At 61.6% G+C, this 24367-nt stretch carries 23 protein-coding genes; 10 read left to right on the top strand and 13 right to left on the bottom strand.

Annotation, left to right across the window (positions count from 1 at the left end):
* The first annotated feature begins 56 nt into the window (after window positions 1–56).
* Window positions 57–785: a phosphate signaling complex protein PhoU gene (gene phoU, locus HMPREF2967_RS02800; protein WP_070684903.1), complete on the top strand. Its 729-nt coding sequence runs from the start codon at window positions 57–59 to the stop codon at window positions 783–785.
* 98 nt (window positions 786–883) lie between these two features.
* On the opposite strand, the gene pstB is transcribed toward phoU, so the two are convergent.
* The 5 genes from pstB to mshD form a co-directional block, all read right to left on the bottom strand.
* Window positions 884–1657, bottom strand: coding sequence for a phosphate ABC transporter ATP-binding protein PstB (gene pstB, locus HMPREF2967_RS02795; protein WP_070522964.1), 774 nt, complete (start codon window positions 1655–1657; stop codon window positions 884–886).
* Between the two features lie 39 nt (window positions 1658–1696).
* Window positions 1697–2614 (bottom strand): phosphate ABC transporter permease PstA, encoded by a 918-nt coding sequence (gene pstA, locus HMPREF2967_RS02790; RefSeq protein WP_070522961.1) that lies wholly within the window; start codon window positions 2612–2614, stop codon window positions 1697–1699.
* 13 nt (window positions 2615–2627) lie between these two features.
* The gene (gene pstC, locus HMPREF2967_RS02785) at window positions 2628–3677 is read right to left on the bottom strand and encodes a phosphate ABC transporter permease subunit PstC (protein ID WP_070522957.1); all 1050 of its coding nucleotides are present in this window, start codon (window positions 3675–3677) and stop codon (window positions 2628–2630) included.
* A gap of 149 nt (window positions 3678–3826) precedes the next feature.
* On the bottom strand, window positions 3827–4936 hold the full coding sequence (gene pstS / locus HMPREF2967_RS02780) for a phosphate ABC transporter substrate-binding protein PstS (RefSeq protein ID WP_070522954.1): 1110 nt from the start codon (window positions 4934–4936) through the stop codon (window positions 3827–3829).
* A 186-nt stretch (window positions 4937–5122) separates the two neighbouring features.
* Window positions 5123–6037 carry a mycothiol synthase gene (gene mshD, locus HMPREF2967_RS02775; protein ID WP_070522950.1) on the bottom strand — a complete coding sequence of 305 codons (915 nt, stop codon included), beginning with the start codon at window positions 6035–6037 and terminating at the stop codon, window positions 5123–5125.
* 33 nt (window positions 6038–6070) lie between these two features.
* Between mshD and HMPREF2967_RS02770 the strand changes: the two genes are divergently transcribed.
* Window positions 6071–6916: an LmeA family phospholipid-binding protein gene (locus tag HMPREF2967_RS02770; protein ID WP_070522947.1), complete on the top strand. Its 846-nt coding sequence runs from the start codon at window positions 6071–6073 to the stop codon at window positions 6914–6916.
* 67 nt (window positions 6917–6983) lie between these two features.
* Here HMPREF2967_RS02770 and HMPREF2967_RS02765 read toward each other — a convergent pair whose 3' ends face one another.
* Window positions 6984–8024 carry a diacylglycerol/lipid kinase family protein gene (locus HMPREF2967_RS02765; RefSeq protein WP_070684901.1) on the bottom strand — a complete coding sequence of 347 codons (1041 nt, stop codon included), beginning with the start codon at window positions 8022–8024 and terminating at the stop codon, window positions 6984–6986.
* A gap of 63 nt (window positions 8025–8087) precedes the next feature.
* On the opposite strand from HMPREF2967_RS02765, the gene HMPREF2967_RS02760 reads away from it, so the two are divergent.
* Window positions 8088–8762 (top strand): heme-binding beta-barrel domain-containing protein, encoded by a 675-nt coding sequence (locus tag HMPREF2967_RS02760; protein WP_070684899.1) that lies wholly within the window; start codon window positions 8088–8090, stop codon window positions 8760–8762.
* Between the two features lie 17 nt (window positions 8763–8779).
* On the opposite strand, the gene HMPREF2967_RS02755 is transcribed toward HMPREF2967_RS02760, so the two are convergent.
* Complete coding sequence (locus HMPREF2967_RS02755; RefSeq protein ID WP_070563994.1) at window positions 8780–9667, bottom strand: aminodeoxychorismate lyase; 888 nt, start codon at window positions 9665–9667, stop codon at window positions 8780–8782.
* 30 nt (window positions 9668–9697) lie between these two features.
* Between HMPREF2967_RS02755 and HMPREF2967_RS02750 the strand changes: the two genes are divergently transcribed.
* Both HMPREF2967_RS02750 and HMPREF2967_RS02745 read left to right on the top strand, forming a co-directional pair.
* Window positions 9698–10759, top strand: coding sequence for a CAF17-like 4Fe-4S cluster assembly/insertion protein YgfZ (locus HMPREF2967_RS02750; protein ID WP_070684897.1), 1062 nt, complete (start codon window positions 9698–9700; stop codon window positions 10757–10759).
* Between the two features lie 186 nt (window positions 10760–10945).
* The gene (locus tag HMPREF2967_RS02745) at window positions 10946–11173 is read left to right on the top strand and encodes a DUF3073 domain-containing protein (RefSeq protein WP_070684908.1); all 228 of its coding nucleotides are present in this window, start codon (window positions 10946–10948) and stop codon (window positions 11171–11173) included.
* A gap of 107 nt (window positions 11174–11280) precedes the next feature.
* Here the strand turns inward: HMPREF2967_RS02745 and purM are convergent, their stop codons facing one another.
* Genes purM through HMPREF2967_RS02730 form a run of 3 tightly spaced genes read right to left on the bottom strand, consistent with a single transcriptional unit; the run spans window position 11281 to window position 14280 of the window.
* Window positions 11281–12333 (bottom strand): phosphoribosylformylglycinamidine cyclo-ligase, encoded by a 1053-nt coding sequence (gene purM / locus HMPREF2967_RS02740; RefSeq protein WP_070684895.1) that lies wholly within the window; start codon window positions 12331–12333, stop codon window positions 11281–11283.
* 14 nt (window positions 12334–12347) lie between these two features.
* Complete coding sequence (purF, locus tag HMPREF2967_RS02735; RefSeq protein ID WP_198531011.1) at window positions 12348–13841, bottom strand: amidophosphoribosyltransferase; 1494 nt, start codon at window positions 13839–13841, stop codon at window positions 12348–12350.
* 34 nt (window positions 13842–13875) lie between these two features.
* Window positions 13876–14280 carry a sterol carrier family protein gene (locus HMPREF2967_RS02730; RefSeq protein ID WP_070522921.1) on the bottom strand — a complete coding sequence of 135 codons (405 nt, stop codon included), beginning with the start codon at window positions 14278–14280 and terminating at the stop codon, window positions 13876–13878.
* Between the two features lie 33 nt (window positions 14281–14313).
* On the opposite strand from HMPREF2967_RS02730, the gene HMPREF2967_RS02725 reads away from it, so the two are divergent.
* Entirely contained in the window at window positions 14314–15348 is a 1035-nt protein-coding gene (locus tag HMPREF2967_RS02725) for an acyl-CoA thioesterase (protein ID WP_070522918.1), read from the top strand.
* Between the two features lie 37 nt (window positions 15349–15385).
* Here HMPREF2967_RS02725 and HMPREF2967_RS02720 read toward each other — a convergent pair whose 3' ends face one another.
* Both HMPREF2967_RS02720 and HMPREF2967_RS02715 read right to left on the bottom strand, forming a co-directional pair.
* Window positions 15386–16315, bottom strand: a complete 930-nt coding sequence (locus HMPREF2967_RS02720; RefSeq protein ID WP_070684893.1) for a MaoC/PaaZ C-terminal domain-containing protein — start codon at window positions 16313–16315, stop codon at window positions 15386–15388.
* Window positions 16316–17656 carry a 3-oxoacyl-ACP reductase gene (locus tag HMPREF2967_RS02715; RefSeq protein ID WP_070684891.1) on the bottom strand — a complete coding sequence of 447 codons (1341 nt, stop codon included), beginning with the start codon at window positions 17654–17656 and terminating at the stop codon, window positions 16316–16318.
* A 186-nt stretch (window positions 17657–17842) separates the two neighbouring features.
* Here HMPREF2967_RS02715 and HMPREF2967_RS02710 point away from each other — a divergent pair, with 186 nt between their 5' ends.
* From HMPREF2967_RS02710 to HMPREF2967_RS02700, 3 genes are all read left to right on the top strand, one after another.
* Entirely contained in the window at window positions 17843–19141 is a 1299-nt protein-coding gene (locus tag HMPREF2967_RS02710) for an acetyl-CoA C-acetyltransferase (protein ID WP_070684889.1), read from the top strand.
* Between the two features lie 28 nt (window positions 19142–19169).
* Complete coding sequence (locus HMPREF2967_RS02705) at window positions 19170–21254, top strand: acyl-CoA dehydrogenase family protein (protein WP_070684887.1); 2085 nt, start codon at window positions 19170–19172, stop codon at window positions 21252–21254.
* A gap of 95 nt (window positions 21255–21349) precedes the next feature.
* A complete protein-coding gene (locus HMPREF2967_RS02700) occupies window positions 21350–21985 on the top strand; it encodes a DUF6891 domain-containing protein (protein WP_070684886.1) in 636 nt (211 codons plus the stop codon).
* A gap of 31 nt (window positions 21986–22016) precedes the next feature.
* Here HMPREF2967_RS02700 and HMPREF2967_RS02695 read toward each other — a convergent pair whose 3' ends face one another.
* On the bottom strand, window positions 22017–22670 hold the full coding sequence (locus HMPREF2967_RS02695; protein WP_232770609.1) for a PAQR family membrane homeostasis protein TrhA: 654 nt from the start codon (window positions 22668–22670) through the stop codon (window positions 22017–22019).
* Window positions 22671–22960: 290 nt separating this feature from the next.
* Here HMPREF2967_RS02695 and HMPREF2967_RS02690 point away from each other — a divergent pair, with 290 nt between their 5' ends.
* Window positions 22961–23998, top strand: coding sequence for an alpha/beta hydrolase (locus HMPREF2967_RS02690; RefSeq protein ID WP_070684884.1), 1038 nt, complete (start codon window positions 22961–22963; stop codon window positions 23996–23998).
* The last annotated feature ends 369 nt before the right edge of the window (window positions 23999–24367 follow it).

The raw sequence follows: 24367 nt of genomic DNA, 5'->3' as shown, positions 1-24367 counted from the left end.
GGACTCCGTGTCCAAAAAGTCCCTAGACATCACATTGTTCAGCTAAAGTACGTGACATGCGCGCTGCCTACCGTGAACAGTTGGACAACTTTGCCCATGACCTCATCATCATGAGCACTGCGGTTCATAAGCTGATGACTCTTGCCTCTCAGGCATTAATCGAATCCTCCCTGCAACCAGCCGAAGAGGCCTTGTCGTTGCGCGATGAGTTGGATGAAGTCCGCTCGCGCTGCGAAGACCGTGCGGTGTCCCTTCTGGCCTTGGAAAACCCGATGGCCAAGGATCTGCGACAGGTCATCGCTTCCATCTATATTGTGGAAGACTTTTACCGCATGGGCCGCTTGTCTCAGCACATTGCCACCAGCGCCCGCCGCCGCCACCCTGAATCAGTTGTTCCGCCAGACATTATGGGCTATTTCGAGGAATACGCCCGCCTCGTTCTCGACATGTCCTCAGGCCTCAAAGACATCCTTATCACCCGCGATCCGGAGCTGGCGCTCCGTTTGACCGAGGACGACGACGCCGTCGATGACATCAACCAACACCTGCTTCGTATGTTGACGCAGCGCGAGTGGAAAGGAACGGTGCGCCAGGCCGTGGAAACCTCGCAGCTTTCGCGCTACTACGAGCGTTTCGCCGATCACTGCGCAGCAGCTGCCGGCCGCATCATTTACCTGGCAACGGGCTTGGACCCCGACCGCTACATGCGCAAGCGCGATCAGGAGCAACGAGAGGCAGAGCTGGAGGCCCGCATGGCGGAGCTGGAGCGCCAGTTTCACCGCTAGCCCCTACCGCTCGCCACACCTAGCGCACAGTGCATGCACAAAGCCGGCACCTCTTCTAGACCTTTAGAAGAGGTGCCGGCTTTCGGCGCTGTCAGTGTTTAGCCGAAGCGGCCAGAGATGTAATCCTCAGTATCCTTCTTGGATGGGTTTTCGAAGATCTTCGTGGTGTCATCGAACTCCACCAGGTGGCCAGGACGGCCGGTGGCTTCCAGGGAGAAGAAGCCGGTCTTGTCCGACACGCGGGCTGCCTGCTGCATGTTGTGAGTAACGATAACGATAGTGAAGTTTTCCTTCAGCTCATGGATCAGGTCCTCCACGGCCAAGGTGGAAATCGGGTCGAGCGCCGAGCAGGGCTCGTCCATGAGCAGGACTTCCGGCTCCACGGCAATCGCGCGAGCAATGCACAGACGCTGCTGCTGGCCGCCGGACAGGCCGCCGCCCGGCTTGTCCAGGCGGTCCTTAACCTCATCCCAAAGGTTGGCGCCGCGCAGGGACTTCTCGGCGACCTCCTTCAACTTCTTCTTGTTCTTTTCGCCGGACAGCTTCAGGCCGGCAACAACGTTATCCTCAATGGACATCGTCGGGAACGGGTTGGCCTTCTGGAAGACCATGCCGATAGTGTTGCGAACGGACACCGGATCGACCTTGGGCCCGTAGATGTTCTGGCCGTCCAGGAGAATCTCACCCTTGACATAAGCACCAGGAATGACCTCGTGCATGCGGTTCAGGGTGCGCAGGACTGTGGACTTACCACAGCCGGAAGGGCCGATGAAGGCAGTCACGGCCTTCGCCGGGATCTGCATGTTGACGTTCTGTACGGCGTGGAAGTCACCGTAGTAGATGTTCACGTCGTTGAGCTCAAGCTTGGACATGAGTAGTGCTCCTATGGGGTAGGTAGAAAGTGAATACGGTTACTTCTTGACGGAGAACTTCGCCGAAACGATGCGCGCGCCAATGTTGAGAATCGCGATGAGGAGAACCAACGTAAGGGCGGCACCCCACAGCTTGTCCAGGACGGCCGGATCAGCGCCGGACTTGTACATATCCAGCATCATCAACGGCAACGAGGACTGCGCACCCTTGAGTGCGTCCCAGTTGATGGAGGAGGTGGAGCCCACCAACACCAGCACCGGCGCGGACTCACCCATGATGCGGGCCACGGCCAGCATGATGCCGGTGACGATGCCGGACAGCGCGGTCGGCAGAACGATGCGCGCGATGGTTTTCCACTTCGGCACACCGAGAGCATAGGAAGCCTCACGCAGATCCATCGGGACCACGCGGAGCATCTCTTCGGTATTGCGGACCACAATCGGAATCATCAGGAGCACAAGCGATAACGCCACCGCCATACCGGAACGCTTGAAGCCGAACAGAGTAATCCACATGGCGAAGATGAACAGGGCCGCAACAATGGAAGGCACACCGGAGAGGATGTCCACCATGAAAGTAGTAAGGCGGCTCAGCGTTCCACCGCGAGAGTACTCCACCAGGTAAATCGCGGTGAAGATGCCGATCGGAACGGAAATGACGGTCGCGATGACGGTCTGCACAAAGGTACCGATAATAGCGTGGAGCGCACCGCCGCCGGCCTCGGTATCAAGGATTCCGCGTTGGGAGTGGGTCCACCATTCGGGGCTCAGGATAGCGCCCGAACCGCGAGAAATGAGCTCGAAGAGAACCCACAGCAGCGGAATCATGGCGATGATCATCGTTGCCCACACGAGAACGGTGGCAACAGTATTGGTGGTCTTTCGGCTCGAGGAGATATCCAGGAAGGTCGGGCCGGAAGATGCCGGGACAGAGTTGGAAGTTGTAGTCGTAGTCATCTCTGAGCCCTCCTTACTTGCTCTTCACGATGGAACGGGCAATAGCGTTGACCAAGAAGGTCAGAAGGAACAGCATGAGGCCAGCGGCGATATACGCACCGGCACGCATCTCATTACCGAACTCAGCAGCCGCCAGGGCAATGGCCGTTGCGAAGGTGGTACCGCCGTCGAACAGCGAGAAGCGGAAGTCCACCAGCGGGGAGACAACCATGTAGAGAGCCATGGTCTCACCCAGCGCGCGGCCCAGACCCAGCATGGAGCCGGCTATGTAGCCGGACATGCCGAAGGGGAGAACCGTCATGCGGATGACTTCCCACCGGGTGGCGCCGAGGGCCAAGGCGGACTCGATTTGACCGGGAGGGGTCTGCACAAAGACTTCGCGGGCGGTGGCAGCGATGATCGGCAGGATCATCACCGCCAGAACAATGCCACCGGTGAGGACGTTGCGGCCCGTCGCAAAGTTCGGGGAGTTGTCGTAGACCTTGAAGAGGAAGAAGCCACCAGCCCAGGAGTGCAGCCAGGTGTAGAAGCCGGACAGCGCAGGGCCGAGCACCTGCCAGCCCCACAGGCCGTACACGATGGATGGCACGGCGGCGAGCATGTCTACCAAGAATCCCAACGGCTTGACCAGCTTGGCCGGCGCGTAGTTGGACAGGAAGATGGCAATACCGAGCGCGACCGGCATCGCAATGATGAGAGCCACGATGGAAATCAAGACGGTGTGGCCGAACATGGTCGGGATACCGAACTTCATAGCATCGGTGTCGTTGGTCTCCCAACGGTCACCGTAGGTGAAGAAGCCCAGAATGCCACCCTCATTGACGGACAGAGAAGGAACCGCACGCCAGATCAGGAAGGCCGCGATGGCAGCGATCATCACCGTGATCAGCGTTGCGGACGCAGTGGACAAGAATTCAAAAATGCGATCACCAGGGCGCTTCACACCGGACTTGACGGCGGGCGTAGAGGTGGCGTCCGCCTCGGACGCATGCGCGCTAGGGCGGGTCGCTGAAACGGCATCCTCCTTCACGGACGACGCTGTGGTGAGATTGTTGTCTGCCATGAGACTAGGGAATCCTTTTCAACGGAAACAATGAAAATACGGGACATGCTGCCGCCCCCAAAGCGCTCGTGAAGGGCGGGTTGGGGGCGGAAGTGTGTGTTCAAACGGACGCTACGGGGGTTCAAAGAAACCCGCGTAGTAACGCGCTCTTACTGGATAGCCTCGACGGCTGCCTTCAGGCGCTCCAGGTGGTCACCGGAAACCGGGATGAAGCCTGCCTTCTCCAGCTCCTCGGACTGATTGTCCAGGACGGTGTTAAAGAAGGCCTTCACCAGAGCGGAGGTCTCCTCGTCGTAGCCAGCGGAGCAGACGATGTTGTAGGTGGTCAGGATGAGCGGGTAAGCGCCCTCATCCTTGGAAGCAAAGAGCTTGTCGGAGTCAACGACCATGTCGTGCTCGGAGTTGGTCTCCTTGAAAGCGAGGTGGTCGAGAGCGACACCGACGGACTCAGAGCTGAGCTCAACCGGGCCGTTGCCGAAGTCAATCTTGGCAATCTTGACGCCATCGGCTTCCTTCTGGTGAGCGTAGCCAGCCTCAACGTAGGTGATAGCACCCTCGATGGAGGCAACCTGGTCAGCCACACCGGAGGAACCGTTAGCACCCTCACCAACAGAATCCGGGAACTGCTTGCCTTCGCTGTCCCAGTTGCCGGTAGCGGACTTCAGGAACTTCTGGAAGTTATCGGAGGTACCGGACTCGTCAGAGCGGAAGATGACGGTGATGTTCTTGTCCGGAAGGTCGGTGCCCTCGTTCTCAGCCTTGATGGCGTCATCGTTCCACTTGGTGATCTCGCCCTTGAAGATCTTGGCGAGGGTTTCGGTGGAGAGGTTGACCTCGGTGTCACCCAGGTTGTAGGCGATGGCGACGGGGCCAATGGTCGTCGGCAGGTGCCATGCGTCGTTGCCACCGCAACGCTCCTTGGCGGCCTCAACCTCGCCCTTATCTTCCTTCAGAGCGGAGTCAGAACCGGCGAAGTCAACGGTGCCGCCGTTGAAAGCCTTCACACCAGCGCCGGAGCCGGAAGAAGTGTAGGAGAAGTTAGCATCCGGGTATGCCTCCAGGAATGCCTTCTCAAAGACGGACATAGCGGACTTTTGGGAGGATGCGCCCTCACCAGAGAGGTCGCCGGAAACCTCTGCCCCATCGGAACCGCCTTCAGCGGAGCCAGATTCGTTGGACTCAGAGCAGGCAACGAGAGCAGTGGAGGTGGCGGCGACGATGCCGAAGATAGCGGCGGTGCGCTTGAAGTTGCGGATCACGGGAAACCTTTCCGGTGCGGATACAAGAGAATGATTGTCCGAGCAAATCGCCCTCTACTCTTCTTTGAGCGATCTTCTTGAGACGAGCGCGATTAACTCACGTGTTGTAAAGCTATACAGGGCGGGTTAACCCCACAGGGATCAAGAGATGAACAATCGGTGAACTTGTACCAAAAGCCGGTGAGGCTAGTCACTTTTCGCCCAGACGCAGTGTTCCTCAGCGATGCCAAAGCCCAAACGCTCGTAGGCCTTTACCGCCGGAGCGTTATCAGCCTCGACATACAAGATGACCTTGTCCGCACCTTTAGCCGCCATGCGCTGCAGCCCAGCGCTCAGCAGCGGTCCACCGAGCCCGCGCCCGCGATAGTCCTCACCCAATCCCACAACATAGACCTCACCGAAGGCTGGGGTAGCCTCGTCGTGCCACTTCAGCCAGTGGAAGCCAGCCATTACCGGGTGGCTGTGGGAGTCATTCGGAGAATCCCACAGGAAAAGCACGTCGGCCGGATCGAACCACTCTGCCTCCATCCCGCGGTGCAGGCGCTCCAGATCCCAGCCTCCTTGCTCCGGATGCCAGGAGAAGGCTTCGTTATTGGTGCGTACCCATTCCGCCTCGACGTGCTCGCGCCCGAAGCGCTCCACTGACTCGGCGTAGGTCTGAATCTCTAGGCCATCAACCGTTGCCGGCGCTTCCTCGGCCGCGCGCAAGTCCTTCCCCTCAATCGCCATGACAAGCAGGCGCCTGACGACGTCCATCTCGTTGCGCTTCGCCAGCGCTTGCGCAGCGGGAAGATTGCCATGGGCCCAGATTTGGGGGGAGGTTGGGAGGGCGTCGACAAGCGCCTGCCCTACCCCTCGCCCACGGTGTTCCACGCCAACAAAGAGCTCTACAGTCTGCCCATCGAGGGCAGCCACGCCAGCTACCGCACCATCTTCAATTGCGAGAAGATGATGGTGCCCAAGGCGTTCATCCCTGAGCCCTAAAAGAAACTGCTCGGAGAGGGGCGCAAAGCCGTCGTGAGCTTCAGCAGCAGTGGCCAGCTCCTCCACGCGCTGGGCCACATCTGGGTTCAGTGGCAGAGTCTTGGTCTCAATATTCATGCTTCCCACCCTACGTGCGGTAGTAATAGAGGGGTGACTGTCATCTACCTCAACCGCACTGCCGTACGCCTTGCCGCCGTTGCGGGTGTGGCCCTGACAGCATGGCTGGCGGATTCAGCGGTGGCGATGCACGCGGAACACACCGTGGCCCAGAAAGCCAAAGCCAGCTCCCAATTGGAAAACACCCCGAATGTCTACATCGGCGGCGTCCCCTTCTCCCTTGCCGCGCTAACCAAAGAGATTCCATACCTGGAGGTCAACTCCTCCGACGTGGAAGTTCCGAAACTCGGCATGGTCAATGCCTCCACAACACTGCGCGACATCACAATTAACCCCGAACAACTCTTCAGCGGCGAACTGGAAGGCTCACCGGTATCCACCTATACGCGCAGCATCAGCCTCGACGGAGTGGCCTTGGGCCGCATGCTGGGTATTACTGACCTCTCCATTGCCAACCCCGATAATATGTCCCCCACCGGCGGGCCCTCCGCCGAGGCTGAGCTCACTGGCACGCTGCCGGGGGATACCACCAAGTCCACCGCAACGGTGACGCTGCGCCTCGTCGGCCCAGAGTTTCGCATGAGTGTCTACGGGACTGATGACGAACGCTTGAAAAAGGCCTTCGGCCTGGTCTTGGACACGCGCCAACTCCCGTTGCCTTCTCAAGCCACCTCCGTGAAACTACACGGCGGCTCCATCACCTTCGAGGTACAGCGACGCAATATCACGCTAAAAACAGCACAACTCTCCCCGCTGGAGATCGATGGTTCGGAGGAGAAGGCCGTCGAGGATGCCGCGCAAAAAGCGCAAGACACCGCCAACGAAGTGGGCAGCGCGCCGACGACGCCGCCGAGCTGGCGCCAAAACAGGCAGAACTAAGCCGATGCAAAACTAAGCCGACGGTGCACCAGCGGTACCCGCACCGCAGACTTGTTACTACCGCCGGCTACTTAATACGGATGAGATCTCGCAGGACTCGGCGGAAGCTGCGGTGAATGGGCGGTGCCGGGTCGATGGGAGCAAAGACTTCCAGCGCGTCTGCTTCCGACCCCAAGTGCACCTCCGTAAAGGTGCCTTCCGACTCCCCGTCCGCTTGGAAGCGGTGCGGCTTAGGACAGACCAGGTCCACCTCAACGGCATCCTCAAAATGCAGCGTGCGGGCATCCGTGACCTTATTCAACCAGTGACGGTGATCCACGCCGAACAGGTGGAGAACGCCCACGAGACCATCAATCCCGCCGAGGTCCGACACACCAAAAAGGCCAAGCCCCTGATCGAAGGAATTGCGCGGATTGGTCACCACCGGCAGCGGCCCCAGGAAGGTCCACGGGTTGGTGTTGGAGGTGAACATGACGGGAACGTCATCGGCCGCGAAGGTTTCGCCCGAGCTCGAGCGCGCACGCACATTAATGCGCGGTGGGCGGATGCGGGCGCGCTGATAGGCCTGAAAGGCCACCGCCAGGTAGCGCAGCGGGGTGGCTGAAAAGCCCATCTCCCGTGCACGGTCCACGCGAGCCAGCACGTCTGCATCCAGCCCGAAACCAGCATTGACCGCAAACCACCGGTCATTCCACATACCCAACGACACGGTGCGGCGGGTGTTTCGCTCCAGCATCCGGGCCAGCACGTGCGCCGCCTCGACGGGGGTATTGGGGAAACCAAGGGCGCGGACGAAGACGTTTGCTGAACCAGTAGGGATCACCGCTAGCGCCGGGATCTCCTGAGGGCTAGGGCGCTGGGCGAAATTCGCCGGGCCGAGCAACCCGTTGACGATCTCATTGACCGTGCCATCGCCGCCGAAGACCAGGATGACGTCAAAGTCCTCCCGGGTCATACCGCGCACCATGTCTTCTGCGTGGCCCGGGTAGTGCGTGAAGCGAGCAAGCAGCTGCAACCCATCCACCTCCCGAATGACGGGCAAAACCTCTCGGAAGAGAGCCGCATTCTGGCTCGTAGAATTAGGGTTTGAAATCAGCAAAGCGCGCATGGCTCCCTAGACTACTGGAGCCTAGTGGTTTCCGCGGCGCTGCCACGACTACGCTGGGGCAGCATGAGCGAACAGACAAATAGCGAGAAAAACACGGAAAACACCCACCCGGAGAACACTAAGGTAGACGGCAACGCGGCCGTCAACCAGGCAGCGGAGGCATGGAAGGATGCAGCCTCCCGCAACATTCCCACCGTTGATGTAGCAGATAATCCCCTGCCGGATGAGACGGCGAACTTGCGTCAGGGCCCGTCGCTGCACGATGGTCTGCTCGGGCTTCTCCCTCTCGTCGGCGTATGGCAAGGGGAAGGCCAAGCCCACAGCACCGACGGTGAACAGTACGCCTTTGGCCAGCAGCTCATCATCGCCCACGACGGTGAGAATTACCTGACCTATACGTCCCGCACCTGGAAGATTGATTCCGAGGGCAACCCGGTTGGCCCCGATGCCCGCGAGTCCGGGTTCTGGCGCATCTCACTCAAGGACGAGATTGAGATGACCTATACCTCGTCCAACGGCATCAACGAGATCTTCTATGGTTCGCTGTTTAACGAGCGCGCCTGGCAGCTCGAGTCCGCGTCCACGATGGTCACCGAAACCGGCCCCGCCAACCTCGGCCCCGGCAAGCGCATGTATGGCCTCATGCCGAACAACAACCTCGGCTGGGTGGATGAGCGGCTTGTCGACGGCGAAATGCGCCCTTACATGTCCGCCGAGCTCACCCGTGTGGCTGGCTAACTAGCAGTGCGGCGAAGTTAGCGTGCCAGGGCGGCGTCGATCAGCGCGCGTATCTTCTCCGCGTTCGCCGGCGCCTTGAGCTTCTTTTCATTCAGGCGCGTCACACGCACCGCAGTGCGCACCGAGGAGACGAGCCACACTGAGTCAGCCTCCTCGAGGTAGCGCAGATTCAGCTCCTTCGCCTTGCAGCGATATCCCTGTTCAGAGGCATACTCAAAGAGCGCAGCTTGCGTGGTGCCAGGCAGTATTCCCTTGCCCGCCGGGGTGCGCAGCTTGGTGCCCTTGACCGCCACCACGGTGGAGGTGGCCCCTTCCAAGACCAGCCCCGTATCGGGATCGGTAAAAATCACATCATCAAATCCACGCTCGCGGGCCAGGCGCAGCGTGGCCATCGTGGCCGCATAATTCAGCGTCTTCGCCGGCAACTCTTCCGCCACCTGCCACAGACGCGGCGTGCTCATCACCTTGACGCCGGTATCACGCTGCGCCACAACGTCATCCGGAATCTCCTGAACCACCACCCATGCCGTGGGCACCCCAGTCGAGGCCCGCCCGCGGGTATAGGTCCACGTGCACTTGGCCTCTCGCGCTAAACCGTCCTCGCCTTCCCCGGCGGCGGGACCACAATAGTCCGCGATGGCCAGCTCGGTGGCTTCTTTCCACTTGTGGATGGGTGGCTCCGGAAGATCGAGAGCGCTCGCGGAATGCCGGAAGCGCTCCGCGTGGCGATGAAAATTGGCCGCCTTGCCGTCACGCACGAGGAGGGACTCGAAGATACCGTCACCGCGTGTGACCGCAGCATCGTCCCAATAGACCAACGGTAGGTTCGGCATATGGCGCCGCACCGACCCTCCAAACGGTTCCACGACGTAGATGACCGGCTCTTTCCTACGCTGAAGGCTCATAGACCCGATTATGCCCTACCATCGGAGGGCGTGAGTTATACTTCGCCACTTCTTTCCCGGCCCGGGGCCGCTGAGTTCCAGGGCACCACGCTTGTCGACGTCTCCGGTATCCCCTGGCACTACGGCAACCCCCTCGTGGAGCAGCGCGCGGTGGAGACAGGTTCCGCCATCATCGACCGTTCCCAACGCCGGGTCATTGCCGTTTCCGGGCCCGATGCCCGGGCTTTCCTGCACAACCTCCTGAGCCAGAAGCTCGATGACGCGGACGCCGGATTCTCTGCCGGCGCCCTTGATCTAGACATACAGGGCCACGTCCTACACCACATCGACCTGTCCTTCGACGGGGAAACCTTCTACCTCGATGTGCCACCGGCCCAGTTCGAATCTTTGCGGGACTTCCTCACCGCCATGATTTTCTGGTCCCAGGTCACCGTGAAGGAAGCGGACGCGGCGATCATCACCGTGCTGGGCAAGCCGCTACAGAAGCCTTCCAGCGCCGTGATGGAGCGCTGCGTGCACTGGCCGGGCTGCCCGCGCCAGGATTTCCTCGTACCGCGGGGTGAGCTGGAGACAGCAGTCACAGAGTTGGAAAAGCAAGGCGGAAGTTTAGCGGGGCTCATGGCCTATACCGCCGAACGAGTGCGCGCACGCGAACCAGAATTGGCCGCTGACCTCGATGCGAAAACCATCGCCCACGAGGTTCCCCAGTGGATCCGACGCAGCGATGATAACCCCGCGTTCGTCCACTTGGAGAAGGGCTGCTATCGCGGGCAGGAGACGGTCGCGCGCGTAGAGAACCTCGGGCGCTCTCCACGCCTGTTGATCATGCTGTACCTCGACGGCTCCGCTCCGGAGCTCCCCGTAAGCGGGGCGGATATTTCGCTGGGGGGACGGCGCGTCGGCAAGCTCGGCACCGTGGTAGAGGATTGCGATTATGGCCCCATCGCGCTTGGTCTAGTGAAACGCAGCGCCCTCAACCACGGGGATCTGAGCATTGGTCCAGTGGCGGCATCGGTCGAGCCGGACTCCATTCCCGCCGACGAGGGCCCCAAGGCCGGGCGCGCCGCTGTGGACCGGCTGCGCGGAAAATAGTGGCGAAATGCACACTGCCCGTTGGCCGCGGGCTAGCGCACTTTTCCACGCACCACTGGGGGTAGTTCGGAATTTTTTCTTCACACAGGCTATGGTGTCTTACAGGAACATACACATATCTGACTAAGACGATGGGGCGGCCAAGAATCCCTGGACCGCCCTACACACCTCAAGGGGGTCATGCACATGGGACGCGGACGCGCAAAGGCAAAGCAGACCAAAGTTGCACGCCAGCTGAAGTACAATTCGCCCGAGATGGATCTGGATTCGCTCCAGCGTGAGCTCGCCTCACAGAACTCCAAGCGTTCCCACAACGAGGACGAAGACCAATACTCGGAGTACGCGGATTACGAGGACTACGCAGATCGCTGGGACTCGGATGAGTGGGATGAGGATGATTCCGACGCGCGCTAGGCGCGCGAGTCACTGTCCCACCCTGTACATCACTTAAGCGAAAGGCCGGAGCCGTCTCCCCTCTGATTAAGGGGAAGCGCCTCCGGCCTTGTTCCTTTTCTCAGGACTTAGAACCCTGGGTGCTCGCCGGTCATGATAACGCGCGGCTCGCCCTCTTCGGCAGCACGAACGGTGCCCAGTTCCCACGCCTCCACGTGGCGGGCGGTCATCATAGCCAATGCTCGCTCGCGATCCTCCGGCGCAACGACGGCGATCATACCGACGCCCATATTGAAGGTCTTCTCCATCTCTTCGAGCGCAACCTTGCCCACCGAGGAAATGGTCTTGAAGATCTGGCCCGGAGTCCACGTCGAGCGGCTCACCTCAGCGCTCAGGCCCTCCGGGATGACGCGCTCCAGGTTGCCGGCAAGGCCGCCTCCGGTGACGTGGCAGAAGGTAGACACCGCGCACTCCGATGTCAGCGCCAGACAGTCCTTGGCGTAGATGCGGGTAGGCTCCAGAAGTTCCTCGCCGAGGGTGCGACCTAAGTCTTCCATGTAGCCGTCGAGCGGCAGACCCGCCTGCTCCAGGAGCACGTAGCGCGCCAAGGAGTAGCCGTTGGAGTGCAGGCCGGAGGACTTCATGGCGATGAGAACGTCGCCTTCGCGCACCTTGTCCGGGCCGAGCAGCTCATCAGCCTCTACAACGCCAACCGCAGTAGCGGAGACATCGTATTCATCCTTGCCCATCACCCCTGGGTGCTCGGCGGTCTCGCCGCCGAGGAGCGCTGCACCAGCCTGGACGCAGCCCTCAGCAATGCCCTTAACAATCTCCGCTACCTTTTCCGGCACTACCTCGCCCACGGCGATGTAGTCCTGCAGGAAGAGCGGCTCAGCGCCGCACACGACAAGATCGTCCACGCACATGGCGACGAGGTCGATGCCGATGGTGTCGTGCTTATCCATGGCCTGGGCCACGGCCAGCTTGGTACCCACGCCATCAGAGCCAGCTGCGAGGACCGGCTCCTTGTAGTTCCCCAGCTTGAACAGGCCGGCGAATCCGCCGAGCCCACCCATCACCTCGGGGCGGGTGGCGCGCTTGGCGTGGGGGGTGATTAGCTCTACTGCGCGGTCGCCTTCCTCAATGTTGACGCCGGCGGCAGCATACGTGTTCTCGCTCATGAGTGACTTAGTCCTTATTCGTTAGTTGTCGTCGAGCCCTGCAGGGTGCGCACGGCCTCAGCATTGGGGTTTCCGGCAGGCAGTCCGAGTGGGTACTTACCGTCGAAACATGCGCAGCACAGTTCGTTGCGCGGCTGTTGAGTAGCCGCCACCATCTCATCGGTGGAGACAAATCCCAGTGAATCCGCACCAATCGCGGTGCAGATGGTCTGTGCTACCTCTTCCGGATCATCGGAAGGGTTGGCATTGGCAATGAGCTCGCCTGGGGAGGCGAAGTCGATGCCGTAGAAGCACGGCCACTTCACCGGCGGGGAGGCGATGCGCACGTGGACTTCGGCAGCACCGGCTTCCCGCAACATCCGGATCAGCGCGCGCTGCGTGTTACCACGCACGATTGAATCATCCACCACGACGATGGACTTGCCTTCAATGACCTCCCGCAGCGGGTTGAGCTTGAGGCGAATGCCCATCTGGCGCTGGGACTGCGTGGGCTGGATGAAGGTGCGGCCCACATAGGAGTTCTTCACCAAGCCGTGTGCGAAGGTCAGCCCGGATTCGCGAGCATAACCGACGGCAGCCGGGTTGCCAGACTCGGGAACGGGGATCACCATGTCCGCATCGGGTGCCGGGTATTGGCGCGCTAGACGACGCCCAATTTCCACGCGCGTGGCGTTGACAGAACGGTCCTTGATATTCGTATCGGGCCGAGCCAGATAGACATATTCGAAGACGCAACCATGGCGCTTGGTCTCGGCGAAGCGCTCGGAGCGGATTCCGGTCTCATCGATGGCAACGAGCTCGCCGGGTTCGATCTCCCGGATAAACTGCGCTCCGACGATGTCGAGCGCACAGGTCTCACTGGCTACCACCCAGCCGGTAGTGAGGCGGCCGAGGGCAAGCGGGCGCACGCCATGCGGATCGCGGGCGGCGTAGAGAGTGTGCCCGTCCGTAAAGGTCAGGCAGTATGCGCCCTTCACCGTGGGCAACAATTGCAGGGCCGAATCAAAGACGGTGTTGTCCTCGTTGACGCCGTCCGCCAACAAGATGGACAGGCACATGGAATCCGAGACGGACTCTTCCTGTGGCTTAATCAGCCCGCGCCGCACGGCCTCGGCGCGCAGTTCCAGGTAATTTACTAGGTTTCCGTTGTGGCCGAGCGCGATGTCAACGCCGCTGGGCGACGTCCCGAACATCGGCTGCACATTCGACCATTCCTTGCCGCCTGCGGTGGAATAACGCGTGTGGCCGACGGCCACGTTTCCATGCAGCGAGCTCAGGATTGATTCATCGAAGACATTGGAGACAAGGCCCATATCCTTAAAGACGACGATGCGATCATCATCGCCCACCGCGATACCGGCGGCCTCCTGTCCGCGGTGTTGGAGGGCGAAAAGCCCGAAGTAGGTTAGCTTCGAAACCTCTTCTCCTGGTGCCCAAACACCGAAGACTCCGCATTCTTCGCGGGGTTCCGGATCCAGGCTGGGATCCGTCGACAAGGGCTTAGTCATGCTCTGGACGTGTTCAGCTACCACGGCGCCAATCCTAGCTGTTTGGGCCTGTGAAAACTAACGGAATCACGGGCAAACAGGCTGCAATGTCGTGGGAGCGGGATCCGGAGGCGTCTACGCGGCCAGCGTTAAGCGCCTGCTCCCAGCCAATGACTCCCGTGGCCAGCTGCAACCATGTCAGGGGATCCATCTCCACCACATTCGGAGGGGTACCCCGGGTATGCCGGGGACCGGCGATGCACTGGACTGCCACGAATGGGGGGACCCGCAACTCCACGGAATGTCCCGGCGCGTCCGCCTCCACCAGGCGAGCCGTAGTGCGGGTGGCCTTTGCCAGAGCAGAGCGACCTGGTTTTTCGGTCCTCTCAGGGTCACGGATCCACTCCGCCACCGCTTCGACGGCAGCACGGGTGGTGGCGGCATCAACGGCCTTTTTCATACGCTATGCACACTCCCTGATACTTTGTTATCCATGTCACCAACCATGCCACCAAGCTCCTCGGAAGAAAAGAAGCCTGTCCCGACCGGGAAGTCTCCCTCCATCACGCTGCGGTTTATGGCCGCCCCGACAGATCTCACCATCGCCGGCGCCCAAGGCATCGGCGGCGGTCGCGTTTTGGAATGGATCGATAAGGCCGCCTATGCCTGCGCGGTTCAATGGTCCGGTACCTACTGCGTGACGGCCTACGTGGGCCACATCCACTTCACGCGCCCGATCCCTTCGGGCCACTTGGTGGAGGTACGCTCGCGCATCGCGATGACGGGGCGGTCCTCCATGCACATCGTCAACGAGGTGCTCTCCGCTGACCCGCGCGATGGCATCTTCACACGCGCCTGCGACTGCCTCGTCATCTTCGTGGCCAAGGACACCGAGACCGGAAAGTCGATGGCCGTTCCGCCGCTCGTTCCGGATTCCACTGAGCACCAGCGCGTATGGGAGGCCGCAGAGTCCCGTATCGAGCTGCGCAAAGCCATCGAAGCGGAGATGGAAAAGCAGACTTATGACGGCCCGTCTGACGCTCCCCGCATGGTCAACCGCTTCTTGGCCAAGCCCACCGACGTCAACTGGGGCGGCAACGTCCACGGCGGCACCGCCATGGAATGGATTGATGAGGCGGGCGCTGCCTGCACCATGGAGTGGTCCGGCGAGCACACCGTCGCGGTCTATGCCGGCGGCATCCGCTTCTACCGGCCAATCCATATTGGTGATCTCATCGAGGTGGATGCCCGCATGATGCGCACGGATACCCGCTCGATGCAGATGTCCGTCCATGTGCGCTCGGGCAACCCGCGCGGCGGCCGCGAAAAACTGGAGACCGCCATCCACGCCACCGTCTCCTACATGGCAATGGATGCTGACTGGCAGCCGCTAGCTGCCCGCCAATTCACTCCCCGCACCGAGGAAGACAAGCGCCTCTGGGAGCACGCCGGCATCCTTCGCGGACTGCGCGGCAAATACTCCCCGAAGCCACTGGTGGTGGCACCAAAGCACCAACACGTGGATTAACAAAAGGATGAGCCAGAGGCCCATCCCTGGGCCGCGCCTACTCTAGAGGCTCAACCCGGCACGCCACGTGGAGGGAGCTTGGGTCCTTGGCCTTGCGCAAGGTGACGGTGCGGGCTCCGATCTCACTGTTTGTGGCGACGCTCGGAGCCACAAACACTCCCGTGGTCGCCGGAAGGATGACGGGCTTGTAGAAGTCCGCGCTGATGCGCACAGCACCGGGGAGGGTGCCGTCGAGCACCGACAGCATGCGAGCGTGCGTGTACATGCCGTGCGCGATGGGCGCGGGGAATCCGAAGAGTTTGGCACCCACCGCAGACACGTGAATGGGGTTCTTATCCCCCGATGCCGCGGCATAGACGCGGGTACTTTCGGGGCTAAAGCGCAGCGTTGCCGCAGGCGTTCCCGCCTCATCGCCGGGGAAGTCGAGGAAGCGCTCAGCCTCCGGACGTGTTCTCACTTGTCGCGGGGTGTCCTTGGTGAACTTCGCCCCCTGGCCTAGGAAGACTGATGTCTGGCGCCAGATCTCCTCGCCGCCAACGCTGTACGTGGTCACCATATCGATGACCAACCCTTTGCGGTGCGGGCGCAGGTTTTCCGCGTGCACGGCGATGTCACAGCGCTCGTCGACGCGCAGCGGGCGTTTCTGCTCGATGCGGTTGGACAGATGCACCACGCCCACGGCTGGGAACGGAAAGTCCGGTGCTGCCATGACCTTGATGGCAAGCGGGAAGGCCAGCGCGTAGAGATAGGTAGCGGGCAGCTCGTTACTCAGACGCAGGCCCGTGGCCTGGCAGTAGCGAGCCAGGTGCTCGGTGTCGACGCCTACGCTGTCGACGCGGTACGCGGTCTGCGGGTCCTCAACCTTGCGCTTGCCCGCCCCCAGCCCGGGGATGGGGACCGCACCCAGCATGAGGCTGCGGTACAGGGCGGGAAGGTCCGGAATCTCGTTGAGTGTGGTGACGTTCATTTAGGCTCCCATGAGGTTCTGACCGCAGACGCGGACGGTGTTGCCGCTCACCGCCGCGGAGGCCGGCGAGGCGAAGAAGGCGACGGTCTCCGCGACGTCGACAGGCAAGCCGCCCTGTTGCAGTGAGTTCAGGCGGCGGCCGATCTCGCGCGGCCCGGTCGGCATCGCCGCGGTCATGGCGGTTTCAATAAAGCCCGGCGCCACGGCGTTGATGGTGGATCCGTTCTCCGCCAACACTGAGCGCAAGGAATCAACGAGGCCAATGATGCCTGCCTTGGTCGTAGCGTAGTTGGTCTGACCGCGGTTGCCGGAAATGCCAGCCATGGAGGACACACCAATCACCGCGGCACCCGGCGCGAGGGAACCGGATTCCAAGAGGCTTTCGGTAATGCGAACTGGCGCCAGAAGGTTAACGGCAAGAACAGAGTCCCACTGGCCTTCATTCATGTTGGCCAGCAGCTTGTCGCGAGTAATTCCGGCGTTGTGGACGATGACGTCAATGGCTCGACCGTGGCGCTCCTGCGCGTGCTGGGCAATCTTATCTGCGGCTTGGGGGTCGGTAACGTCGAGAGGCAGCGCCGTGCCCTTGACCTTGTTCGCGGTCTTGGCCAAGTGCTCGCTGGCCTGCGGAACGTCGATGCAGATGACGCTGGCACCATCGCGCGCCAGCACCTCAGCAATGGTGGCACCGATGCCGCGGGCAGCACCGGTCACCACCGCCAGCCGCCCGTCGAGCGGCTGCTCCCAGTTCTGCGCTTCGCCATTGGTTGCCGGAGAATCGTGTCCCTGGGCACTGACACGCACAACCTGCCCGTCCACGAAGGCCGACTTCCCAGACAGGAAGAAGCGGAGCGTGGACTCCACCTCTGCGGTGGCAGCAGGGTCTGCCCACACCAGGTTAACGGTACCGCCCTTGCGCATTTCCTTGGCCAGGGAACGGGTGAACCCTTCGAGTGCACGGGCGGCAATGCGGGCGTCGATAGTGTCCGCAGCTTCCGGGGTGGTGCCGATGACCACCAAGCGCGCGCACGGCAGAAGGTTGCGCATCTGCGGGTTGAAGAAGTCATAGAGCTCACGCAGCTGTTCTGGGGTCTCCAGGCCGGTGGCGTCGAAGACGAGGGCGGCGCGCTTCGCCTCCGCGGAAGCATTGATGACCTGGTAGTCCACGGCTAGCTGAGAGCTCAGAAACTCAGCGATGCGCCCCTTGCCGCCAATGACGATGGGGCCATCGAGCGCTGGTTCCCCAGCCTTGTGGCGGCGCAGGGGGTGGCCTTGGGGTACTCCTGCTTTGGCTGCGAGCGGTGAGTTGATGAGCTTCTCAGCAATTGTGACGTTCGGCATAGGCTGGCATGTTCCTTTCTCGATTCTTCACAACCTTGCGAGCTTTGTTGAGCTGGTTGCAAGGTTAGTTAATTGAGTGATAGAACTAACAATATCACTTTAGTTGTGACGCGAAACGAACAGCCGGGTTGCTACCCCCTCCCGCTGGGATGATTCGCACGAGACCACTCGCGAAGGAGCTTTTTAATGACCAACCCCCCGCACCGCGTAGCCATCCTGGGTGGCAACCGCATCCCCTTTGCTCGTTCCAATAAGCAGTACGCCCACGCGTCCAACCAAGACATGCTCACCAGTGCGCTGGATGGACTCGTCGCACGCTACGGGCTTCACGACGAACGCCTCGGCCTCGTCGCCGCCGGCGCTGTGCTCAAGCACTCCCGCGATTTCAACCTCACCCGCGAAGTCGTCCTAGGTTCCGCCCTGGACTCCACAACCCCCGCCATCGATGTACAACAGGCCTGCTGCACTTCTCTTGCGGCAGCTATCCACGTCGGCGATGCCATCGCCCAAGGGCGCATCTCCGCCGGCATCGCGGGCGGAACGGACACCACCTCGGATGCCCCGCTGGCCGTTAATGACACGCTGCGCCGCACGCTGCTCAACCTCACCCGCGCCAAGACGGCCGCTCAGCGCGCCCAGCTCATCGGCTCTATTCGCCCCTCGCAGCTGGCCCCGGAACAGCCGCAGAACGGCGAGCCGCGCACCGGGCTGTCCATGGGTGACCACGCCGCCATCACCGCCCGCGAATTGAACATCAGCCGCAAGGCCCAGGATGAGTTGGCGCTCGCCTCCCACCAGAACCTCCACAAGGCTTGGGAGGAGGGCTTCTTCGATGACCTCACCACGGGCTTCCTCGGCGTCAACCGCGATACCAATCTGCGCCCGGATTCCTCCCTGGAGTCCTTGGCCAAACTCAAGCCGGTCTTTGGCAAGCGCGATGCCGAGCAACACGGCACGCAGGCCACGATGACCGCAGGCAATTCCACGCCGCTGACCGACGGCGCCTCCGTCGCCCTGCTGAGCTCCGAGGAATGGGCGGCCGAGCACAACATCGAGCCCCGTGCCTTCCTCGTGGACTCGGAGACCGCGGCCGTCGACTTTGTCCACGGTCCCGACGGCCTGCTCATGGCCCCCACCTACGCGGTCCCGCGCCTGCTCGAGCGCAACAACTTAAGCCTGCAGGATTTCGATTTCTACGAGATCCACGAGGCCTTCGCCTCCCAGGTCTTGGCCACCTTGTCCGCATGGGAGGACGAGACCTACTGCCGCGAGCGCCTCGGATTGCAGTCCGCACTAGGCCCCATCGACCGCGCCAAGCTCAACGTCAAGGGCTCCTCCCTGGCCGCCGGCCACCCCTTCGCCGCCACCGGCACCCGAATCCTCGCCACCACCGCCAAGATTCTCGAAGAAAACGGCGGCGGGCGCGCCCTCATTTCTATCTGCGCTGCCGGCGGTCAGGGCGTCGCGGCCATCGTCGAGCGTTAAGAAAAGCACCACAGAAAGGACCCTCACCATGGCACTCACCAAGTCCTCCACGGACAAAAAGTCCATCTCCCCGGAGCTCAACAACCAGGCCTCCACCGACGCCCCCAAGGCCGAGGCCCGCAGCCCACACCGCCTGCCCACCACCCCGAAGCCTGCTGTTGCCACCGAACTTGCCGCGCTTCTCGACGGCCCACACGCCGCCTTCCGCCAGGAGCTGCGCACCTTCCTCAACGATCCTTCGCTCTTCCCAAACCCGGATCTACCTATGGCGGAGCAGCGCCAACACACCTTTGAGAACCTCTCCAAGGTTCGTGACTTCGGCGGATTCAACCACGGCCTGCGCCGCGCGCACGGCGGTGCCGGCAAGCCGAATCTCTCCACCTTCACCCTCGAAGGCTTGGCGTGGGTCGACGGTTCGCTAGCGATTAAGTCCGGTGTGCAATGGGGCCTGTGGGGCGGTGCGCTGGATCAGCTAGGCACCGAGCGCCACCTCAAGTGGGTTGAGAAGGCCGCCAGCCTGGAGTTGCCGGGCTGCTTCGCTATGACTGAGCGCGGACACGGCTCCGATGTGCAATCTCTCGAGACCACCGCCACCTTCGACCCGGAAACCGATGAGTTCATCATCAACACCCCTTCCGATTCCGCGGTGAAGAACTACATCGGTAACGCCGCCAAGGATGGCCGCGCCGCAGTCGTCTTCACCCAGCTCATCACCCCGGATAGCGACGGCCGCTCCCACGGCGTCCACGCCATCATCGTCCCTATCCGCGACGAGGAAGGCAACGAGCTGCCAGGCGTTACCTTGGGCGATCATGGCCACAAGGGTGGTTTGGTAGGCGTCGATAATGGCACCCTGCACTTCGACAACGTCCGCGTGCCGCGCGAAAACCTGCTCAACCGCTTCGCCGATGTGGACGAGAACGGCAAGTACTCCTCCCCCATCGAGTCCAAGAATGCTCGCTTCTTCACCATGCTGGGCACTCTCATCCGCGGCCGCATCGGCGTATCCGGCGCAGCGGGTGCCGCCACCGAGGCATCCCTGGACATTGCGATTCGCTACGCCAACCGCCGCCGTCAGTTCGAGGGCGCGACCGGCGCCGAAAAGCGCCTCATTGAGCACCGCCAGCACCGCCGCCGCCTGCTCATTCCACTTGCCCGCACGTACGCGCTGCACCTGCTCTACAACCAGATCCTGGAGCGCTACCAGGAGCAAAACGATCAGCACGAGGCTGGCACCTGGTCTGTGACGGAACCGACCGAAGAGCAGAAGTTTGCCTCCCGTGAGATGGAATCCCTGGCAGCTGCCATCAAATCCGCGCAGACCCAGCACGCCACCCGCACCATCCAAGAGTGCCGCGAGGCCTGCGGCGGCGCCGGCTACATGTCCGAGAACCGCCTGACCACCTACCGCGCCGATTCCGATGTCTTCGCCACCTTCGAGGGCGATAACACTGTGCTCATTCAGATGGTGGGCAAGAACCTGCTCACCGCCTATGGTCGCGCGATGAATGATATGAGCCCGTGGGACACCGTGAAGTACGCGGCTACCACCGCCACCGATGTGGTTCGCCGCCGCTACGGGTTCACTACTCGCCTGCAAGGCCTGGTGGACCGCGTGAATCCTTCAGAGGCCTCGCTTTTCGACGCCACCTACCAGGCCAAGCTGATCGACGACCGCGCCCAGTCCATCCTCTTCTCCCTCGTGCGCCGCATCCAGCCGGCTCGCAAGGCCGATAAGGTGCAGGCCGCCGCCATCGTGGACCAATGCCAGGATCACCTCATCGCCGCCGGCTGGGCCCGCGTGGATACCTTGTTGGTCCAGGCCATGATTGAGGCAGAAGAGCGCCTTGAGGAAGGTTCGCTGGCACGCCAGGTCTTCGAGCAACTGCGCCACCTCTTCGTCTTCGACACCTTGGTTCAGCACGCGGGCTGGTACCAGGAGCACAACCTGATTCCGGCCGGCCGCATGAAGGCCGCCCGCGCTGCTATCAACGACCTCGTCGATTCGCTCGCACCGTGGTCCGTCGTTCTCGTGGATGCCTTCGGCGTTCCGTCCGAGGTACACAACATCCCGATGCTCACCGAGGCCGGTGTGGATCCGCTCCACGTCTAGTCACGCCACGCATCTCGAGGGCACCTCCGCCATCCGGCGGGGTGTCCTCCCTGCTTTTCTGAAAGTAGCGATAGGGGCTGTTTATTCTCTGAGCTATGACCACACAGCATCCGATGTTCTCCAGTTCCTTCCCACCCTCCGATGATCTCCTTGAGCCAAGTCCGCTTCGCAACGACATCGCATTGCGTCTCTGCCACGGCAAATCTCGCCAAGACATCCACAACGACTACATTGAAGTCCTCGATGACCCCTCCGAATGGGAGGCCAGCTATGAGGAACCTTATCCAGAGAACTTTGACGCCATCATCGACGAAGTCGCCGCAGAATACGGCCGGCTGGTCACGGAAAAGTCGGAGGATGTTAAGCGCCTCGAAGCCCTGCGCGACGAGCTTGCTCAGCGCGATATCTCCTTCACGTTCAACGAGGCCTGGGATCTCTCAGACGGCGTCTGGGTAGGCTCCAAGCTCGCTGAGAAGGAAGGCCGCAGCGGCTATGTCTACTGCCACAGACAGGACATCAGCCGGGTTATTTACGATGGCGAGCTGTACTTCGGTTTCTCCGCGATGGAGGAAAACGAGGAAGCAACATTCAAGGTCGGCGAGCAACTCGTCGAGGCCTTACGCGCCGTGGGCTTTGCTCCCGAGTGGAATGGTTCGACGACAGCGCGCGTTCTGTGCCAGGACGTCGCTCTCGAATTTCCCCTCGCCGACGACCTCACGGACTCCGAGTAGACAATTACAAAACGCTAGCCCCCGTATGCGGTTAGCCCGCAACAACCATCCAGATGGCTACCATGTGCACCACCGCCGCGGCAATCGTCGCGGTGTGGAAGTGTTCGTGGTAGCCATACCAACGCGCGTTGCGCCCCGGCCACTTGAAGCCGTACATCAACGCACCTATTGAATAGACCACGCCGCCGGCAAAGAGAAGCCACACAACGGCCGGACCCGCGGACTGCCACAGGTTCGGCAATAGCGGCAGGATGAGCCAGCCCAGCACGAGGTAGACCACCACGTCCAGCCAGCGCGGGTGATTAATCCACACCAGATTCAAGATGACGCCCATGATGGCGCCCACCCACGCCGAGGTCAGCATCCATAACGCCTGCGTTGGCTCCAGCACGATGGCGCACAAGGGCGTGTAGGTCGCCGCGATAAACACCGAAATCGTCGCATGGTCAGCACGCCGCCACCATTGCACCGCGCGCATGGATACCCACGGCCAGCGGTGGTACAACGCCGAGACCGTAAAGAGGCCCACCACGCCGACGCCGTAGACCGTCACCGCGAGCCCCTGCCACCACGGCAGCGTCATCCATGCAAAGGTAATCAGAACCGTCGATGCAATCAGGGAGGCAATGGCCGCAAAGAAGTGGCCCCAGCCGCGCGTTAATGGGCGCGGGCCGCGGTCCGCCATCCAGTACGTGCGCTGGATGAGCTGCTCTATCGTGCTATTTTCCTGCACAGAGCCTTCTTCAACTGGAAATTCTTGCGGGGACGATTTCTGAGCACTGGGTGCGTTCATAGTGGGGGCCTTGTCTTGCCTGAGATGCGGGTCATGCGCATAACGCATTCACTCCCAAAACTTACGTACCCGTAACTATACGGACGGGCACTGTGGCAGACAAGGGTTGAGCAACAGTTTTCACCAGTTTTTCTTCCAATATTTGCAGTTCGAGGGCGCTGGCCACGTAAACTACCCACATTATGCTTTCCTTTGTCTCACGCTCTCGCCGCGCCGCGGCGCTGTTCGCAGCTGCCATGATGGCGCTGGGGGCGGCGTCGGCAGGCGCCGGCTCCGCTTCCGCACAGTCCAGCACCATCGGCGAGGTTTCCTCGCGCGTGACCAACCCGCAGCCCTGGCTCGGTGACAAGGCCTTCATTACCTCAAAGCGCCACATGGGTGGCAACCACTGGGTGGTAGACGTGTGGTCCCCGGCCAATCGTGCGGTGATTTCTAATAACGTCCTACTCCCCGAGGGCGATAAGCCGCGCCCCTCCTTCTACCTGTTGCCCGGTGTAGAGGGCGGCCAGGCGGGCATGAACTGGATGACCCACTCTGATATCCGTAATTGGGCCGTGGGCAAGAACGTCAACGTCGTTATGCCGCTCGGCGGCGCCTATTCCCTCTACACCGATTGGAATGCCGAGGATCCCATCCTGGGAGTCAACAAGTGGAACACCTATATGACCGCTGAGTTGCCCCCGCTGATCGACGCCGAATTCCACGGCTCCGGCCGCGATGCCATCGGCGGCATTTCTTCCACGGGCGGCGCCGCACTCGACATCGCCGGCCACGCCCCACAGCGCTACAAAGCAGCAGCCTCCTACTCCGGCTGCCCGGTGCGCTCCGGTGCGATTGGCTTCCCCACCTCCACCGCGATGATCGCCTACGGCGGCGGATCCTCCTTCAACGCGTGGGGCCTGCCGGGCTCCCCGCAGTGGTTCGAGCACGACCCCAACGCCAACCCTGGGCGCCTGCGCGACGTCGAGGTCTTCGTGGGCTCGGCCTCCGGCACCCCGGGTCCCATCGATGGCACCAACAACCCCGCTCAGTGGCTCGGCCCCCGCGCGGTAGAGACGGTTGCTAACCAGTGCTCAGAGGAATTCACCCGCAACGCCCGCAATGCCGGGGTGCGAGTGAACCGTTACTTCAGCCCCCAGGGTTCGCACACCTTCAACCTCTTCTCCCACCAGATGAAGCTGAGCTGGGACCAGACCATCGCCCGCACCATCGGCGCTTAATTGGTTGGTTCCTAGGAGGTTGCCGCCTCACGGCGGGCGGGGCCGGCCCCTCGCTCCTGCCTTCGGCATTTCCTAATAGCTCCCTTGCCTCCCCACACGATGAAGGTCTAAACTCAAGGCGAAAGGTTCCGCCCCACTGAAAGAGCCCCTGAAGGCTTTCCGGCTTACGCCGGTAGGTGGGGCGGTCGCTTATTTTCGGACCGGGCCACTCCAGTAATAGGTCTTTCCCGCCGAAAACATATTGAATTGATCCCAATTGTGCCGCTGCGAAAGTGCTTGAACGTACTGTCCCTTGCCTCGTTCCATTTTCTGAAACCAGGACCAAGAAAAATAGTCAGCAATCTGACCGTTCAAATCCTGTTTTACTGG

This window comes from Corynebacterium sp. HMSC059E07 (assembly GCF_001814395.1).
GTDB lineage: Bacteria > Actinomycetota > Actinomycetes > Mycobacteriales > Mycobacteriaceae > Corynebacterium > Corynebacterium hesseae.
The sequence above is the reverse complement of the archived record's forward strand: the minus strand, read 5'-3'. Positions and strand labels throughout refer to the sequence as shown.